Here is a 17,311-nt window from a genome sequence, read left to right on the forward strand (position 1 = left end):
CAGAACGCGCCCTGGCGTGACGACGCCGACCACTCGTTCTGATCTCTATCGTGGCGTGGTGAACAAGATGATTCTGCGCCTCGGGGCTCGCGAACTCGCGGATATGGCGGTCCTGTTCGTTGGTCCCGAGATGGGAATGCAGCGCCGGTATGACCCCGGCTGGGGCGCTTTGATCGAGATCGCTGGCGTGGTCCGGGCGCTGGAGGCGGTCGCCGCGGGCGAGGTGCCCGTCGACCAGGTGCGGCAGGAACTGGTGGATCTCGCTGAACGAGCGGAGGGGGCATGGCTCGCGGATCAGCTGCCCGAGGTTGCCGAGGTGGCGACGTCGAGTTCGATCCGGTGCGTCGGTGACTGCCCGGCCTGCGAGGCTGCGCGACCGGAGTTCGATGCGCACAACGACGAGTATCAGCGCCGGGTCGATCGTGCCCGTCACCTGGACCGGTACCCGTTCGCGGTCTCGAAATCGTCGATTCACACTTCCTCCTGCCACATGGCGAAGCAAGGCCTCGGGATCAGCCCTGCTCGGGCCGATGACGGCGGAGGACTGCTGTACCGCCACAAGTTGCGTTCCTTCGTACATGGGTTTCGGGGCGACATGACGCTGCCCTGTCTCCTGGTCACCGACGACGAGTTGTCGCGGTGGCGGGCAGAACGGACCGGTCCTGAGGGCGGCCGCCGGTATCGCTTGTGCAAGATCTGCGATCCTCACGTGCCGCTGGTGTAGCACGAGGACGACCAGGCGCGGGCCGCGTCGCCGCGGCGGCGCGGCGCTGTCGACCGGGCTGCCACGGCCACCGACGATCCGTCGTGGACACCAGCGGGGGCGGGTTTCGTGGGGATCTGGTAGCTTGCCGTCGCACGGGCACTTCCGAGGCCCAGCGATGACGTGCCACAGGTCGTTCCCGGCGGTGGCGCCGAGCCGAAGCCGGCCCTGTGGGCAGCACGGACCACCGACGATCATCCGCGTGACGCAGTTTCGTTGCACGCCTGAGCCTGACGTCGGTCGCTGCCGGGACGACCGCACGGTCAGGAGCCTGTAGTGCCTACCGCTTTGCACCGCCGCGACCACATCCGCCGCCGCCGCGCGCTCACCCTGGAGAATCACCAGCGCGCCGCGGTCGAGTACCAGCAGCACGGCGTGCTGCCCTCCACCCGGCCGATCCTGCTGGGCTTACCGCAGCGCAGGCTGGAATACGACGTGCTGATGTGCCTGGGCCGGGGAACTGTGGCCACGGACGCCAGCTGGCCGGACGGCACCGTGCTCGGGATCCGCTCGGTCACCCCGCGCATGACCGAACTGCGGATCGACGTCCACCCCGACGCGATGATCCCCTTCCTGCACGCCGTCCTGCCGGTCATCCGCTACACCGACATCGAGACACGCCAGGCCGTGGCTCACGACACCGGTGGTAACCGCCAGAACACCCGTCTCCTGTGGGGCAGTCGTGACACCGCGACCGCGCTGGGCGCCCCCTATCTGCGGCCCCGGATGAGCAGCGACGGGCTGGAGTTCTACAGGCTCCACGACGATCCGATGGTCCCCTGCCGCATCGTTCTCCCCGGCATCACCGAAATCAACTGGCCGCAACTTTCCGGGCAGCTGCTCGGGATGTATGCCGCGCACGAGGATCCGGTCTGGTGGGACCTGCACTGGCCCGTCGACGTGGAGGGCCGCCGCTACGCCGCGGGCGAGGAAGCCAGAAGACGCGGACTCTTCCATACCCGGTCGAGCAACCTGCTCCGCCGGATCGGCTTGCTGCGCGAGCACAACCCGCGCGCGATCGCTGTCGATACCGGTGGCTTCGGTGCCACCGGTCCTGTCTTCGACACACCGGGGTGGCCTGATCGTCGTCCCGGCCTGCTCGCGGTACGCCTGGACCCCGAGATTCACCAGGCCGGCACGGATCCGGGGCCGATTGCCTGGCTGCCCGCCGCCGAGTTCGGCGATCCGGCCCAGCCCGACCTGATCGCCCTCCGATCACGGTCCCGCGCGGACCTGCGCTTCTCCGACGACGAGTTGTACGAGCGCTACATGCCCGAGCGTTTTCCCCCCGGCCTGTGAACACCGTCCCTCGCCGCCGGGTACACGTGACCGGGCATCACGGCGCCGTCCGCCACCGACGATGGACGAGGCCGCTATCAGCGTCGGCGCCTGCCGATCCGCTCATACGGGGCGTCGTGACCTGCGCTCCCCTACATTGCTCGATGAACTCGTCTGCTGAGGACCGCGTCGAGGAACTGCGCAGATCGACCTGCTTCACTACCGGGCCGACGGTGATGGAGGCCTGCTGCGGTTCTGGCTGCAGAACTCCATCACCGGCGCCTGCCCTCCGGCCCGACGTCTGCTACACAGGAGCCGCGGCGAAGCCGAATTCTCGTAGCACGCGTGCGTTCTGTGCGTCGTTCCACGCCTGCTCGATGAAGTCGAGTGCGTCGCCGGGCAGATGCTGCGGGTCGGCCCAGACGAGTTCGGTGCATTTGTGCGGCTCGCGGATCTCCGGGGTGCCGTCCCACGACCGGGTGGTGAAGAAGATGTCCACCCGAGGCTCCTGGGAGTTGCGGAACATCGTGCCGGCGGGCCGCAGTTCGGCCGGGTCGAGGGTGACGCCGAGTTCCTCGGCGACTTCACGGACCGCGCAGGTGGTCGGGGTTTCACCGAGATCGACGTGCCCGGCGGGAAGACCGAGCTGCCCGTCTGCGTACCCGGAACCGGCACGCCGCATCAGTAGCACTTTCTCTTCCGGTAGTTCGCCCCCGCAGTCCATTTCCTGGATGAGGAAGACGTGTACGGCGAGGGGGTAGCGGTCGTGTTTGGTGTCGAACACGTACTGCGGGGCGGCCATGGGTCTCCTCAGCTGGCGGACGCGGTGGCGAGGGCTTGCGGCTGGATGTCGCGTGATCCGTCGACGTAGACGGTAATGCCTTTGCAGCCGAGCTCGAACGCGGTGGTGTAGGTGTCGTACACGTCGATCGACCGCGCCGAGGCGGGCAGGTTGACGGTCTTGGACACCGCCTCGTCCACGCAGGCCTGCACGGCGGCCGCCATCGCCAGGTGCCCGGCCGGGCTGATCTGTGTCGCGGTCGCCAGCACGGCCCGCAGCCGCGCGGGCAGCGCCGGGTCAGCGGGGAGCCGGCCGTGGACGGACACGAACCCGAGCACGTCGGTCCGGCCCGCGCGCGTGAGCGCCGCGACGACCCCGCCCCGCTGCTGTCCGGGCAGGTCGTCGGAGAGGCGGAACAGCGGCTCGATCCCGGTCGACGCGTGCACGACCGGCGCCGAGCGCCCGGTCGGCGGCACCGCGATCGTGGAGGAGTTCCGCAGCAGCCCGGTGGTGGCGATCTCGTCGGCGAGGGCGGCCCAGTCGCCGCGGGTCACGCTGTCCACCTCGAGGTCGGCGAAGCGGCGCAGGAAGGCGGGGTCGGTCCTCGACCATGTGCGGGGCACTCGCCGAGGAATGCACGGCTATCAGCAGGCAAGGCCGCTGTTCCTGCTCGTCGCGAACAACATCGACAACGACGTTCAGGGGCGGCTTGACCCGGTTCTCCGCGACCTGACTGATCCGGTCCCGCAGGCCCTCGGGGTCCTCGACCCCCACCAGACCGGACGAATCGCTGATCTTGTCGATGGCGCCGATCACGAGCAGACCGCCCTCGACGCTCAGCGAGGCAAGATCTTTCGCCAGTTCACCGCTGGTGTTCTTGCCTCGCGGGATGTCCTGTTTGTCTCGACCCACTGGTTCTCCCCCAGCACGCCGGCGTCCACCGCGGCACACAACTGCTGCCAGGTATCGATCTGCACAGGGGAACGTCCGGGGCCAACGTAGAACGAACGCGACGGTCGCATCGCAACAGTCTGCCCGACTCCGCTCCGCCAGCACGCTGTCGTCGGGGCGCGCCGCCTCGTTGAGCCAGAAACCTTGTGCGCGCGACCCCGGCCAGACGGGGCCGTTGTCAGGGCGGCGGCTGAACGGGCGACTGGAGCACCTCGGCACGTCCGCCATCGGCGATGAGGCCGAGAGGGATCACGGCCACAGCAGCGGAACCGCGGTCCAGAGTGCCCACAGGATGAGGGCGAGCCACGCCGCGATCCACAGAACACCGGGGATGGAGGTGTCGTCGGCCAGGTTGTCGGCGTCGTCGGCGTCGCGCTGCACATACCGGACCCGGTTCGCGATCAGGGCCGCGAGCCCGCCGAATTCGGAGAACAGCAGTAGCCACGCCTCGAGGTAGGCCACGAGGACCTGAAGCCAGGCGGGCGCCCAGTACAGGGCGGCGGCGATACCCCCGATCGCCACGATGCACGCCAGGGTGAACAGGTCGCGGGCGACCCACAGGATCAGGATCGACATCGCCGCGGTGACCGTCAGGACAGCGGCGGCCTGGCCCTTGGCCAGCAGGGCCGCGGCACCCAATCCTGCCAGCGGCGGCATCGCGTAGCCGGCTAATGAGGTGGTGATCGACGAGAATCTCGTGGAGTACCAGGAGTCCACCGATCCCGTATCAGGGCTGGTGATCTGAAACCGATAGACGCCACCGCCGGTGAGGCAGGCGACCAGGGCATGCCCGGCCTCGTGGACCACCGTCCCCAGAACGTTGAGGTTGACCAGCACGTGCCGCCTGCCCGTCACCGGACCCACGATCGAGAACGCGGTCACCAGTACCGCGAACAGCCCCGTCAGCGCGACCAGCCACCAACCCTGCGCGGGAGCGACTGCGGTGATGACGTCGCTGAAACGGTTCTCTCCCATGACGGCAACGCAACCACAGTGCAACATGCGGGGGAACTGGGCACACCGGTCATGCCGCTGACGGTCTTTGACTCGATGCCACGCCGGATAGGTCGTTATACGCCCGGTCTGCGGCTACCGCCTCCAACCGGGGACCAGACCCCTCGACGACAACGCCGCTGTCTCGCTCGACCAAGTCCGGTACCGCGACGATGCCGGGTCCCGCCCGGCTACCGACCTGACCGCGCGACTCAGGCGGCCGGGTGTGAAAGAAAGTTTCTCGTGGTTTTGCGGTGTCCCGGTGTTCGTGCGCCACCACGGGGTCGGCCTACTCCCAGACGACGGTGATCGGGTGATGGGGGCGGTCGAGGAAGAACCGGCCGCGGGTGGGGTCGGAGGTGTCGGTGCCGTCGGCGGGGATCTCGAACCTGACGCCACGGTGCCTGAAGTTGCTGTCCCAGGCGCGGATCTCCTCGGCGACGCGTGCCGCCAGTCCACCACCGTGCGGACCGTGCCCGACAACGCCGGTTTCGGTGAGCTCGTGGCCGTCGCTGTCGTAGCCGCCGGGGCGCTTGGCGAGGTAGGCCACCTCGCCGTCACCGGGTACGGCCATCCCGGTGCGGAACATCGGGGTGACGCGGCCGGAATCGAACGCCGCCTGCTGTACCGGCATGCTGCGCAGCCCGCCGGGCAGGGCGCAGGTGAGCCAGAGGTACATCCACTCCAGCGATTCCCTCCGGGCGAAGGTGACCCCGGTCCACACCTCACGGCGTGGCTGGTCGAGCACACCGGTCAGCCGCCCGGGGGCGAAGGGCTGGTCCTGGTGGCTCTGCAGGGTGACGCTGGTGTCGCCGGTCAGATCGATCCGGCTGCGGGGGTCGTCGGCGATGCCGCCGCGCAGCGGGACGAAACCGCACATCGCGTGCTCGGCGCTGCGCCAGCCGCCCGTGGGGGCCCGCTCGAACGCGATCGAGCGAGACACGCTCCCGCGAATCCGTAAAGGGATCACCAGCCGTCCAGCAGGTGCTAGCTGGGTCAGCCAGCTGTCGGGAATCCCGTAGGCGCCGACGGAGGCGATGATGCCGTCGTAGGGTGCGCCGGGCTCGTGTCCGCGGGCACCGTCGCCGTGCACGACCTCGGCGTTGCCGACGCCGGCGGCGGTAAGGCGTTCACGGGCGTGATCGACGATGTCGGCGTCCACGTCGATCGCGGTGACATGACCGCCCTCGCCGACGAGATGCGCCAGGAGCGCCGCGTTGTATCCGGTGCCGGCACCGATTTCGAGAACACGATCACCGCGCCGCGGGCGCAGCTGGTCCAGCAGGAGCGCGACCACGGCGGGCTGCGAAGCACAACTGAGTACCTCGCCTTCCGGGGTTCGCTTGGTGACCACGATGTCGTTGGCGTAGGCATCGACCGGATCGACATGCGGGACGTAGTGGTGGCGTTCGACCGCGCGCAACGCGTCTTCGACGGCCCGGGTGCGGGCGTGCCCAGCTTCCTTGATGACGTCGATCAGTGTCTCCCGCAGCGCTTCGGGCGACATGCCGGTGCTGGTGAAGTTCATCAGCACCTTTCGTGAGGAAGGTGAACGCGTGGCCGGTGTTGCCCGCTGCAGCGAGGGCGACCGAACGCGACCGATGGCCGATTCTGGGCCAGACCCCCGACAAGAATCCGCCACGACGCCCGCCCTTCTCATGCGGCGCCCGCTTCGACCGGGGTGCGGTGCGGCGACGACGTGCAGCTCTCACGGCGCGCCACCTCCGCCGAGGCGTACCCGATCGGGTGGTGCCGCGACAGTTTCTCGCCTGTCTGCGGAAAACCATCGCGACACCAGAGTGGGCGAGGCCGCCACCGTGATGGGCGACCTCAGGCGCTGATCGACCGCCGCTGCCGCCAGAACCACGCGCCGGGGCGGCATCCGCGCCGCCGACCGGCCGCGGTCACGACCGCGACAGCGGTGTCCACAGTGACCATCTCGGGAAAGCGCTCGCTGTCGATGTCGGCCCGCCACGCGGCCAGCGCCCGGAGGGCCGGGTCCTGTTCGTCCATCACCATCTCGACCTCACTCACTTCCCTGCCTGCCTCTGCGTAGGTCGTGCCGGACACCCTCGGTGTTACTCCCGACTGCACCCGCACCGTGGCGCAGTCGAGCCTTCTTCTTCCCGGTCTCCGCAGGTCATGCGGTGTCGGATGTGGACAGTCGAGAGGCGAAGGCCGGCGGTTCGGGGGACGATGGGGCCGTGGCGGGTGTGTCTCGTCGCGGAGTCGAGGGGAGGTGCGGGGATGGCGGACAGGCCACGCCGTGCCGGCTCGCAGGTGCCTGGCTGGATCGAGCCGATGCTGGCCACATCGGACGGTGGACGGCTGAAAGAGGGCCCGGAGTGGGCGTATGAGTACAAACTCGACGGCTACCGCTGCTGCATGCAGGTCGCACCGGACGGCGCCACGCGGCTGACCAGCCGCAGCGGCAACGACTTCACCGCCGAGTTCGCCGAGCTCGCCGGCGTCCTCGCCCCGGCACTGGAGGGCATGGCCGCGGTGCTGGACGGGGAGATCGTCGTCTACAACGAGGCCGGGCAGCCGGAGTTCGGGATGCTGCAGGAGCGGCGCGGCCGCTACCAGACGCATCGCGCCTCACTGCGCCGTGCCGAGCCGTTCACCGACTTGCCGGTGCGGTTTCTGGCGTTCGACCTGCTCCAGCTCGGGGAGGAGTCGCTGCTGCGAGCTGCCTATGACGAGCGTCGTGAGCGGTTGCTCGCGGTGCCGATGCCGGACCCGTACCGGGTCGCGGTCGTGCGCGCGTTCACCTTCATCGAGCTCGACGCCGACCGCCGGACCACCGCTGATCTGCTCGCCCACGTCACAGCGGCGGGTCACGAGGGCGTCGTCGCGAAGCACCGCCGGGCGCCCTATACCCCGGGCAAGCGCACCGACGCGTGGCTCAAGCACCCCCTCACGCAGACGATCGAGGTGATCGTCTGCGGGTGGCGCCCGGGTCAGGGCCGCTTCACCGGCACGGTGGGCGGCCTGCTGCTCGGCGCGCATGACCCCCGCACCGGCGAGCTCCGGTACCTCGGTGACGTGGGCACCGGCTTCACCGACGCCGAACGCGCCCGTCTCCACGTCCGCCTCGAGGCGCTGCACCGGCCAGGGCACCCGTTCGCGGACGATCCACCGCGCGCGGACGTCGCCCGCGCTCGCTGGGTGGAGCCGGTTATGGTCGGCGAGGTCGTGTTCCGGCAAGTCACCCGCAGCGGCGGACGCCTGCGTCACACCGCCTGGCGAGGCCTGCGAGACGACAAGGAACCCGTCGAGGTCCTCGCGCCCCGGCCACTCCGCGAGCCGGAAACCCCAGCTCTCCCGGACGTGCCCGCCGCGGCGACCGGCACGCGCCCGCCCGGTCCGGACGAACCGCCTCGCCCGCTCGGTCCGAAGATCACTGTGCAGGCCGGTGCCCGGCAGCTCACCCTGTCCAACCTGGACAAGCCGCTCTACCGCACCGGGTTCACCAAGGGTGAGGTCATCCACTATTACTCTCACATCGCCCCCGTCCTGCTCCCCCACCTCGCCGGACGGCCGATCACCGTCATCCGCTTCCCCGACGGCGTCGGCGGCGAGCAGTTCTTCGAGAAGAACGTCCCCCGCGGCGCCCCGGACTGGCTCCCCACCGTCGCACTGCCGAGAACCAGCGGCCGCAGCCGCCACGGCCAACGCGGTGACCCGATCGAGTACCCGCTGATCGACGAGCTCGCCGGGCTGGTGTGGGCGGCGAACATGGCCGCCCTGGAAATCCACGTCCCCCAGTACACCGTCGACCCCGGCCCTCCCCCGGTCCGCCGGGCACCGGACCGCATGGTGTTCGACCTCGACCCCGGACCTGACACGTCCATCGTGGACTGCTGCCGGGTCGCCGAACGGCTCCACGAGGTGCTGGCCGCCGACGGGCTGACCGTGTTCGCGAAAACGTCGGGCTCGAAGGGGATGCAGCTGTATTGCTCGATCGACACCGACGACCCGGCCGCCCCGTCGGCGTATGCGAAGCGGCTCGCTCAGCGCCTGGCGCGCGACACACCAGATCGGGTGACCGCGGTGATGTCCAAGGCCCAGCGCGTCGGACGGGTGTTCATCGACTGGTCGCAGAACAATATCGCCAAAACCACCATCGCCCCGTACTCGCTGCGTGGCCGCGACCAGCCCACCGTCTCCACCCCGATCACCTGGAACGAAATCCATGCCTGCCGGCGCCCCGCCCAGCTGGTATTCACCGCCGAGGACGTCCTCGGCCGCGTCGCCGAACACGGCGACCTCCTCACCGGCCTCGACAACACCCGCGCACCACTGCCCACCGGTTGAGTACGCGTGTGTGGCTGGCGGCCGGGATGGTGATGTTCGTCCGGTCGTCGTGGCGGGTACCTGGGTGGTGAGGCTGTATCCCGCCGGACGAGAGGAGCGCCGCGTGAAAGGCGACGTCGAGACCTACCACCAGAACGGTGAGTGGAGGAACAAGGTCGAGGGCGAGACCGAGCCGGTCGGCGGCGCTTACGCCACCAAGGCCGACGCCGTCGCCAAGGGCCGCGAGCTGGCCATCGAACGCAAGGTCGAGCACTTCATCCGTAACATGGACGGAACCATCGGCGAACGCAACACCTACACCGGACACGACCCTCGCAACATCCCCGGCTGAACCACGCGGCGGCTCGCGGGCTCCTCCCCCGGGCCGGCCGACTGGCTTTCGTCGGCGCAGCACTGATACACCCGGTCGTACAGCGCGCCGGGCGCGCGAGAATGCGGCCGTGAGCGCATCTGGTGATCCTGCCGACCCGCACGTCGTGGTCGATCATCTTCACCCCGCGCCGGCCACCTCTGTCGTTTCGACCAGGTCGAGTCAACACGAACCACGAACTATCCAATTCACGAACTATGTTGACTTGAGTTGGATAGTTTGGTTGGGTATGGGCCTCGCGACCGACGGGGAGGACCGACATGACCGGCACTGTGCGGATCATCAGCAGCGTTCACGAGGCCGACGCGGGCGAGACCGGCGAGCTGGACACCGACACGATCACCGCGCTGCGCGCGCTGATCGACCAGGAGTGCCGGACCGGCCAACGGGAGTCCTACTGCGCCGATTCGATCGGGCAGCGCACGTTCGAGGCCGTCTTGACCTCGTACACCGCGCCCGGTAGCGAGTCCCGATGGGCGGTGCGCACCGAGGACAACATGGGCACGAGCTACCTCGACGCCGCCGACCGTGCCACGGCGGAGGCCCGCTACGAGGACGAGGTCCGGGCGATGGCCGACTGCGCGGACGACCAGATGTACGCCTGGTGGGACTACACCGACGTCGACGGGCTCACGCAGTGCGCCCACACCTACCGCGTCGAGACCAGGACCGCCGACACCGAGGAATGGTCGACGCTCACCACCGGGGACCACACGCTCACCTCGAACGGTTTCGCCGACGCCGCGCACCATCTGCTCGTCGAACTCATCCCCTACGACGAGCGCGTCGGCCAGGCCCGGGTCGAGTTCACCCCCGACGGACACCAGGACGTCGCCGCCGTCGAAGTGGTCGACCTGGCAGAGCTGGCCGTCTGACCGTGCCGACTCCTTCGTTCTCGCTGATCAGCCAGCCCTGGATCCCGATCTCAACCGACACCGCCGGACCGGAACACGACGCGAGCCTGAGCGAGGTCTTCGCCCGCGCGCACGAGATCCGCCTGTCCGGCCGTTCCCCACAGGAGACCGCTGTACTGCTGCGGTTGCTGCTGGCGATCTACGACGCCGCGGCCGGACCTGCCACCGACGAAGAATGGGACCGAGCGTGGCAGGCCAACACGCTCGCCCCCGACGGACGGATCGCCGCCTACCTCGAACGCTGGAGCGGACGGTTCGATCTGCTGCACCCCGAGCGGCCTTTCGCCCAATGCGGCCATCTGATCGAGTACCGCCGCACGCCCGACGTCCTGGACCCGCTTTTCCTGGGCGGCGCGGCCGCGGGATGGTTCAACCACCGGATGGCGAACCCGGCGGTCTACCCGCCGCATCCGCCCGGCCAGGCGGCCCGGTATCTGCTGATCCTGCTCGGCTACGACGTGGCCGGGATCAAGGGCGCCCCACCCGGTTCCGCCAAGGACAGGACGTTCGGCGCGAAGCTGGGCGAGGTCGCCGCGTCGACCCTGCTGCTGGTCGACGGGCGGACACTGAAGGACACCCTGCTGCTCAACCTCCCGCCCCGGCCACGGGCTTCCGGCGACGCGCCGGTCTGGGAACGCGACTGCCCCGAGCCCGGGGTCCAGGTCCGCGTCCCCGCCGGGCGGCTGGACTACCTGACCTGGCCGTCCCGGCGGATCAGGCTGCGTCCTGACGTCGACGGTCACATCGACGCTGTGGCCTGGCACGACGGTGACCGTGTCGACGGCGGCTACGACGCGTCCGCTCCCCTGGACGACACCGCCGCCTGGGCGCCCAAACGCTCCGGCGGAGCGACCCCGGCGCAGAACCTGTTCAACGGCTTCGGGCGGATCCCCGCTCCCTGGAACGTCGCGCGGTTGCTCGACCCCGCCCATCCGTCCCGAAGTCGGGCGCTCGACCACACCCTCGCCGCCGCGCGCCGGACGACCGTGGACGGCGACTACCCGCTGCGGCTTTGGCTGACCGAGACCCAGACCAACGTCCACCGCTCCACCCTGCAGGACATCCGTTCCGGCACCGTGTGCCTCGGGCCGCTGCGCCTGCACACCGAAGGCAGCTCCCCCGCCCGCGCTCTCGCACGGACCGCGACCGCCACGGCCGCGCTGGTCTGGAAGATTCCCCGGCTCGCCGGGGAACTGCTGCCGTATGTGAATCAGGCGGCCGCCCGGATCACGATCGACCCCGGCCAGGCGGACGCCGCGTGGTGGAACCTCGTCGACGAGCTGTCCACCCTGGACGCCGACGCGGCCCCGGAGGCCACCACCGATCCCGCGCAGAGGTTCGGCGCGACGATCTTCGCGCTCCTGCACACCTCGGCCACCCGGACCCTGCCCATCGCCGGGCGCCTCGACGCCGCCATGGAGAAGGAACGCCTCCGCTACCTCGCGACCCTCGCCACACACGATGAGCCGCCAGCGTCCGCACCGTCGCGAGGAGGAGGCAGACGGCCCTCGCCGCCGATCACCATCGACGGCGAAACCAGAACCCTCGCGCAATGGGCCACCCACCCGCGCTGCCAAGTGACCAAAGCAGCGTTCCGGGCGCGCATCAACGACGGCTGGCCCCCAGCCGACGCCCTGATCACCCCGGCACGAGCACCGCGACCCGGCACCTGAATCACCGAGGCGACGCTCGACGCGCCGAACGCACCTTCACAGTGTCCCTTGTAGACAGGGCAGTCCGGAACTCCGGACGCGAGCGAGTAAACCGGACCTTCCGCGCTGCCATCGGCCGCCGGACGTTTCCCGTTGCCCAGGGACGTCAGCCTGAGGCAACCTGGTCCTCAACGAGGTCGCCGCAACGATCATGGACGCATGTCCTTGTCTTCCATCAACAGCCGTAGCCGTCACCATGTACCGGCGACGTCACGGCGCGCTCCGGCGCAACGCCAGTACGTGGAGGCCCCGACCTACTACCGGCCTCAGCCGCAGGATCCGCCGTCGGTGTTTCTCGCGGGCGGCATCACCGGGATCGCCGAGCCGTGGCACCAACGAGCCGTCACAGTTCTCGGGTCGTCTCCGGTGGAACTCGTGGTACTCAACCCGAACCGGGCACGATTCCCGATCGAGGATCCCGGTGCGGCGTGGGAGCAGGTGAGCTGGGAACAGCATCATCTGCGGTTGGCGGATCGGACGTTGTTTTGGTTTCCGCGATCGGATCCTGCGATTTCGACGCAACCAATAGCGATGTTCGAGCTGGGCCAAGCGCTCGGGGAGTCCCGGGAGATCGTTGTGGGGGCGGCTCCCGGGTATCCCCGGGAGGCGGACGTCCACATGCTGTGTCAGCTCGCCCGCCCAGGGTTACCGGTCTACTCGACGCTCGACGACGTCCTGACCGCTGTTATCGCGTCGTTCGAGCCGCGCGGTGCCACCAACCAGTGAACGGCCGCCGGCGTCAGAACTCTTTGGCCGTGCGATGAAGTCCTCCGAACATCCTCGCCGCACGCGGATTGGCGGACTTGACACCGCACGGGAACGGCGCCGAGAGCGCTCCTACTGGTTCTGCGTCGGGTCGTCCCGCCGAACTTGGTGCAGTTCGACGATTTCCCCTGGTTCACGATCGGTGACCGCCTCGAAGAAGGCTCCCGTGGCGTCATTCCGGGCCCGGACTGCTGCGTTCCGTTCGGCGCTCACCGGGAGCACCGATGGGCCGCCAATGAGTTCTGGTGTGTAGAGCGCTTCCGGCCAGACCTGGATCCGCTGATGACCGAGGACGTCGGGAATTTCTACCTCGGCCGGGCGGATCAGGTCGAGCGGGTACATCTCGGGGAGGGCCGGACGTTCCTCGGCGGGCCAGTGCAGGGCGAGCTGGTGCCAGCTTGGTCCGGTGAACTTCCAGGGCAGATTCTCGGGTCTGACGTCGGGATAGACGTGGCGGATCGCACCGTCGGCGCCGACCACGGTGGCCGCTACGGCGGACCGGGCGAGACGGTCGTCGAGGCGGCGTTGCCACCATCTGCGGAGCGGTCCTCGGCGGTGGCGAGCGAGGTGGACTTCGCGGAATTCGGGTACTTTGCGGTGGTCGAGGGTGCAGTAGGGCATGTGCTGGATGATCCGCAGATGCCGTCCGTCCGGGTAGAGCGCGGTCTGTGCCGCGGCGGCGGCCTGCTCGATGGAGTTGGTGAGCGACTGTCCTACGAAGTGACCGAACTGGCCGAGGATGACCACCGCCGCCTCACCGAAATGTCGTTCGTAGGCCCGGACGTGGACGACCGTGCACACGCCGAGCTGGCCGTAGGGCAGCACGACGTCATGCTTAAGCGTCCAAACGCTGGTGGTGTCGTCGTGCTGCGCCATCGAATTCCCTTTCGCTATCCCGAGTGTGCCTTCCGCGCGCACCGATGCCATGAGGCTTTGGGGTCGTACGCTGGTGAACGGCGTCGACGTCAGGGCTTTCTGGCCGCGCGGTACCGGGCTTCTTCCACGCGGTCCTGCATCCTGCGGTCGGCCTGGAGTTCCGGCCGCTTCTCCGCCACGCCCCAGGCGGCGCGGGCCGCGATGGTTTCCACGAGCCCGTAGTGCTTGATTTCGCCCGGGATCAAGTCGCCCAGGATGTGCGTGATGCTCGCGGCCTGCACGATCGGCGCCCACTGGGCCAGCAGCCGCATCGCCTCGGGCAGGTTCGGAAGCCGCAGGGCCGGTGAGCCGAACTCCGGTCCTGATACCGAGAGCAGGTACTCGGGATGGCCGGTGCTGGCCCGCTGTTGGTGGAGGGTGACTTCGACGCCCATGTCTTCGCCGCCTCCGAGGTGGATCAGCGGCGCCCATCCGTTCCGCTCGAGCGCCGCATCGAGAAACTCCTTCTCGCCTATGTCGGGAAGCGCACGGTCAGGCTCCCACTCGCCATCGGAAGTGAGTCGGAGGTCGGAGGGCTCGTCGGCCATCGGGCTTTGCCGAGAGGAGTTTGCTCCGGCGTCCGGGGTGGCGGTCATGCGGATCGCCTGGTCTGGGCGGGGCTCCACTCGTGGGCCAGCCGTGCGGCCAGGGCCATGTTCGCGGCCGCCGCGGTGACGGTGCGCCGCCCGTGGCCGCATCCGGCGGCGATGGCTTCGACCGGCTCGCCCAGCGCGTCGATGATCAGCGAGAGCGCGACACTGCTCTGGGTCGGATAGTCCTCCGAAACCACTCCGGCGATGATCCTGATTCCGCGTCGGAGCCACAGCAGGGCACGGAAGAAGCCGGGGTTCGTGGGTGGGGCCGCGTTGCCGTAGGCGACCGGCAGGTGCACGGTCGGCATCGGGATGCCGTACGCGGCGAGTGCTTCGGCCAGGGCGTTGAGGAATTGCACCGCGGCGTCGAGGTCGACCAGGGTGAACAGCGCCTGGTGTTCCAGGTCGCCGTAGCACAGGTGCAGGATCCAGCGGGCGTCCGGAGCGGCGCCGATGACGCCGGTGACCTGCTGCACGAGTTCGGTGGTCAGCAGCGGCCAGTCCTCGCGCGGGGTCCGGTGGTAGGAGGCCAGGACCGCCGGGGTTTCCAGTTGCAGCTGGACCCGCTCGCCCCAGCGCGCGGCGATCTCGGCGACCTCGGTCCTGACGGAGGTCTGCATGTCGGGCATCCACTCGGCGGCGGCCTCGGGCGACCCGGAGGCGAACAAGGCGCGGTCGAACGCGTTGGGGATGCTGACCTGTAGGCGGTCCACGGCGCCGCCGGTGTCGAGGGTCTCGAGGATGGCGAACGCGGTCTCGGTCTGCTCGACGCGGCCCATCGAGAGGTCCTCGGGTGTGAGCTGGTGTCCGGGCCGGATCCGGTAGTACGGCATGTCGTCGTAGCCGCGGCTGTCCCCGGGGTGCGCAAGTTCGAGGGCGGGGATCCGCGCGAGGTTGTCGAGCCAGTCGATGATCCAACGCGGGTCGGTGTCGAAGGGCAGCGCGGTGAGCGGCGCTCCCCCGCGATGCTCCAGGAACCAGATCATCGCGGTGCCCATTTCGTGGCTGAGTGCCGCGGGCACCGTGCCGACCGGATGAACAGGCAGCGACTGAAGGTGCCGGTGGACGGGAACGACGGTGGTCCCGGTGCTGGTGATCGACATGGTGTGAAGTCCTTTCCCTGAAACGAATCGGGCTACGAGCAGCAGAGCGGTGGCGCGGGTGTCGCGCTCGGCGCGGCTACCGGCTGGGCAGGGTCGCGTCGAGCCAGTGGGTCACCTCGCGCGCGGCGTCGGCGCCGTTGCGGTCAAGCTGCAGGTCGTGTCCGGCTCCGGGAAGCACGGAGGTGTGCAGCCGCGCGGCGGGCCCGAACGCGGTCGCCTGGGCGCTGGCCAGGGCCTGCGGGGTCGCGCAGTCGGCGGCGTTGCCGGGGGCGCAGAAGAGCTGGTCGTTGCTGCCGACCTGGACCATGGTCGGCACGGTGATCTTGCGGGTGGTGGCTGCGGAGAAGCCTTTGAGGACGGTTCCCGTCAGCTCGACGGGTGACGCGACGTCCTTGGTGGCCTCGTCGTGGCGGACGACTTCGGGGTCGACGTCTCCCCCGGCGTGGAACGCCGCGGCGCGCACGCCGGGCTTCGTCGTCAGGTACAGCGGATCGATGAGCGGTCCGAACGCCGGGTCGAGGGCCGCCGGCCACACCTGGGAGGTGAGCATGGTCAGCAGCGCGCCGGTGTCGAGCTGGGCGGTGCCGCCGGTGAGCACCACGGCATCGACGTCGCCGTAGGTGGTCGTCTCCACCGAGGCGACGCCGGTGCCCATCGAGTGCCCGACCAGCGCCACGCGGGTGACCGGGGCGCCGGTGACCTCGCCCGCCTTCAGGCGGCCGACGACCTGATGGACGATGTCGGCCTGGCTGTCGATCGTGACCAGCGCGCTGAGCGGGCGGGTGCTCGTCCCGGAGCCCAGCCTGTCGATCGCCAGCGTGGTGTAACCGCTGTTATTGGCCTGGCGGGCATAGGAATACCGGCCCTCGGCGACCGGGAAGTCCCAGTAGGACGAGTTGTATGTGCCGCCGTGCAGCAGAACCTGAACGGTGTCCTTCGCCGGTCCGGCCGGAGTGCACAGGACACCGTGGATGGAGGCGTTCAGCAGTCCCGACGTCGCGGGGATCGTGACGTCGCGACACGTCCGCCCCGCGGCGCCGGCCGCGTCGGCCGACGCGGCGGCCGGGTTCAGGAGCGCGGCCATCAGCGCCACGCCCACGGCGCCGACCGGCCTGCGGAGCCGACGCCGTCGTCCCGTGCCGCGGGCACGATTCCTTACAGGTCCCATTGTTCAATTCCCCCTTGGAAAAAGCGCCGCCCTATCCCGTGTTCCCAGGCGGTGATCACAGATCGAACCGGTGTGCTGCCAACCCGCTGACGCCTTCGGCGGCGGATGTTCGCGCGAGCAGGGGGATAGCGGGCCGGGAATCGGCCGCCCGACCCGCTATCCCCTGCGTGCCCCGGGCACGACAGGCCTGATCCCTGCATGTCGTGCCCGGAACGGTGGGTGGTTGCCTGATCAGGCGTTGAGCGTCCCGATGCCCAGTTCCACACTGGACGCGGTGCCCGAACCGAACGGGTCGAAGTTCCCGTCCACCGTGGACCAGATGCGGGTACCGTCCGGCGCCGCGCCGTCGGCGGTGATCGACAGTTCCCGGCTGACCGGGGTCACCGACAGCTCGCGGCTGTCGGGGGTGATCGACAGTTCCCGGCTGTCCGGCGTGACCGACAACTCGCGGCTGTCGGTTCCGACGCTGTGGAGGTAGGACGCCGGTGCGGCCGGGGCCGTGGACGCGGACGCCGTCCCGGCGGTGGCGAGGATCCCGCCCACTGCGATCGCGCCGAGCGCGAGGGCGGCGAGGGTCCGGTGGCCGCCGCGGGTGGTCGAGATGGTGGTGTTGTTCGTCATGGTTCCCCCTAGAAGCACGGACCTTTTCCGTGCTGTGGTTGCGGTCCTGGCGCAGTCGGCACTTCGG

18 protein-coding genes are annotated in these 17,311 nt (G+C 69.4%); 8 read left to right on the forward strand and 10 right to left on the reverse strand.

Translation table 11 applies throughout. From position 1 onward, the window contains the following. The first annotated feature begins 16 nt into the window (after positions 1 to 16). Positions 17 to 724, forward strand: coding sequence for a hypothetical protein (locus BS329_RS15310; RefSeq protein ID WP_143253041.1), 708 nt, complete (start codon positions 17 to 19; stop codon positions 722 to 724). Between the two features lie 315 nt (positions 725 to 1,039). After that, on the forward strand, positions 1,040 to 2,062 hold the full coding sequence (locus tag BS329_RS15315; RefSeq protein WP_143253042.1) for a hypothetical protein: 1,023 nt from the start codon (positions 1,040 to 1,042) through the stop codon (positions 2,060 to 2,062). Positions 2,063 to 2,345: 283 nt separating this feature from the next. On the opposite strand, the gene BS329_RS15320 is transcribed toward BS329_RS15315, so the two are convergent. Both BS329_RS15320 and BS329_RS15325 read right to left on the reverse strand, forming a co-directional pair. After that, a complete protein-coding gene (locus BS329_RS15320) occupies positions 2,346 to 2,843 on the reverse strand; it encodes an NUDIX domain-containing protein (protein ID WP_076161195.1) in 498 nt (165 codons plus the stop codon). A gap of 8 nt (positions 2,844 to 2,851) precedes the next feature. Then, entirely contained in the window at positions 2,852 to 3,445 is a 594-nt protein-coding gene (locus BS329_RS15325) for a vitamin B12-dependent ribonucleotide reductase (RefSeq protein WP_076161198.1), read from the reverse strand. A 10-nt stretch (positions 3,446 to 3,455) separates the two neighbouring features. Between BS329_RS15325 and BS329_RS15330 the strand changes: the two genes are divergently transcribed. Beyond that, positions 3,456 to 3,824, forward strand: a complete 369-nt coding sequence (locus BS329_RS15330; protein ID WP_076161200.1) for a hypothetical protein — start codon at positions 3,456 to 3,458, stop codon at positions 3,822 to 3,824. 198 nt (positions 3,825 to 4,022) lie between these two features. On the opposite strand, the gene BS329_RS15335 is transcribed toward BS329_RS15330, so the two are convergent. The 3 genes from BS329_RS15335 to BS329_RS15345 form a co-directional block, all read right to left on the reverse strand. Then, a complete protein-coding gene (locus BS329_RS15335) occupies positions 4,023 to 4,748 on the reverse strand; it encodes a M50 family metallopeptidase (protein ID WP_076161203.1) in 726 nt (241 codons plus the stop codon). A 307-nt stretch (positions 4,749 to 5,055) separates the two neighbouring features. Then, positions 5,056 to 6,294, reverse strand: a complete 1,239-nt coding sequence (fxlM, locus tag BS329_RS15340; protein WP_076161206.1) for a methyltransferase, FxLD system — start codon at positions 6,292 to 6,294, stop codon at positions 5,056 to 5,058. A gap of 302 nt (positions 6,295 to 6,596) precedes the next feature. Then, positions 6,597 to 6,836, reverse strand: coding sequence for a hypothetical protein (locus BS329_RS15345; RefSeq protein ID WP_076161208.1), 240 nt, complete (start codon positions 6,834 to 6,836; stop codon positions 6,597 to 6,599). A gap of 177 nt (positions 6,837 to 7,013) precedes the next feature. Between BS329_RS15345 and ligD the strand changes: the two genes are divergently transcribed. The 5 genes from ligD (at position 7,014) to BS329_RS15370 (ending at position 12,805) form a co-directional block, all read left to right on the forward strand. Beyond that, a complete protein-coding gene (gene ligD / locus BS329_RS15350) occupies positions 7,014 to 9,083 on the forward strand; it encodes a DNA ligase D (protein WP_084749758.1) in 2,070 nt (689 codons plus the stop codon). Between the two features lie 103 nt (positions 9,084 to 9,186). Then, the gene (locus BS329_RS43865) at positions 9,187 to 9,414 is read left to right on the forward strand and encodes a DUF2188 domain-containing protein (RefSeq protein ID WP_076161211.1); all 228 of its coding nucleotides are present in this window, start codon (positions 9,187 to 9,189) and stop codon (positions 9,412 to 9,414) included. Positions 9,415 to 9,713: 299 nt separating this feature from the next. Next, positions 9,714 to 10,328 carry a hypothetical protein gene (locus BS329_RS43355; RefSeq protein ID WP_076161213.1) on the forward strand — a complete coding sequence of 205 codons (615 nt, stop codon included), beginning with the start codon at positions 9,714 to 9,716 and terminating at the stop codon, positions 10,326 to 10,328. Positions 10,329 to 10,330: 2 nt separating this feature from the next. Then, on the forward strand, positions 10,331 to 12,040 hold the full coding sequence (gene casA, locus BS329_RS15365; protein WP_076161216.1) for a type I-E CRISPR-associated protein Cse1/CasA: 1,710 nt from the start codon (positions 10,331 to 10,333) through the stop codon (positions 12,038 to 12,040). Positions 12,041 to 12,238: 198 nt separating this feature from the next. Then, the gene (locus tag BS329_RS15370) at positions 12,239 to 12,805 is read left to right on the forward strand and encodes a nucleoside 2-deoxyribosyltransferase domain-containing protein (protein WP_084749766.1); all 567 of its coding nucleotides are present in this window, start codon (positions 12,239 to 12,241) and stop codon (positions 12,803 to 12,805) included. A gap of 111 nt (positions 12,806 to 12,916) precedes the next feature. On the opposite strand, the gene BS329_RS15375 is transcribed toward BS329_RS15370, so the two are convergent. From BS329_RS15375 to BS329_RS15395, 5 genes are all read right to left on the reverse strand, one after another. After that, positions 12,917 to 13,720 carry a hypothetical protein gene (locus tag BS329_RS15375; RefSeq protein ID WP_076161221.1) on the reverse strand — a complete coding sequence of 268 codons (804 nt, stop codon included), beginning with the start codon at positions 13,718 to 13,720 and terminating at the stop codon, positions 12,917 to 12,919. Positions 13,721 to 13,809: 89 nt separating this feature from the next. Next, the gene (locus tag BS329_RS15380) at positions 13,810 to 14,355 is read right to left on the reverse strand and encodes a hypothetical protein (RefSeq protein ID WP_143253045.1); all 546 of its coding nucleotides are present in this window, start codon (positions 14,353 to 14,355) and stop codon (positions 13,810 to 13,812) included. Next, entirely contained in the window at positions 14,352 to 15,455 is a 1,104-nt protein-coding gene (locus BS329_RS15385; protein WP_076161226.1) for a hypothetical protein, read from the reverse strand. The genes BS329_RS15380 and BS329_RS15385 overlap by 4 nt, the downstream gene beginning before the upstream one ends. Before the next feature lie 76 nt (positions 15,456 to 15,531). Continuing rightward, positions 15,532 to 16,539 (reverse strand): alpha/beta hydrolase, encoded by a 1,008-nt coding sequence (locus tag BS329_RS15390; RefSeq protein ID WP_143253046.1) that lies wholly within the window; start codon positions 16,537 to 16,539, stop codon positions 15,532 to 15,534. A 315-nt stretch (positions 16,540 to 16,854) separates the two neighbouring features. Then, entirely contained in the window at positions 16,855 to 17,244 is a 390-nt protein-coding gene (locus BS329_RS15395; RefSeq protein ID WP_076161232.1) for a hypothetical protein, read from the reverse strand. Positions 17,245 to 17,311: the final 67 nt, after the last annotated feature.

This window comes from Amycolatopsis coloradensis, assembly GCF_001953865.1.
Taxonomy (GTDB): Bacteria; Actinomycetota; Actinomycetes; order Mycobacteriales; family Pseudonocardiaceae; genus Amycolatopsis; species Amycolatopsis coloradensis.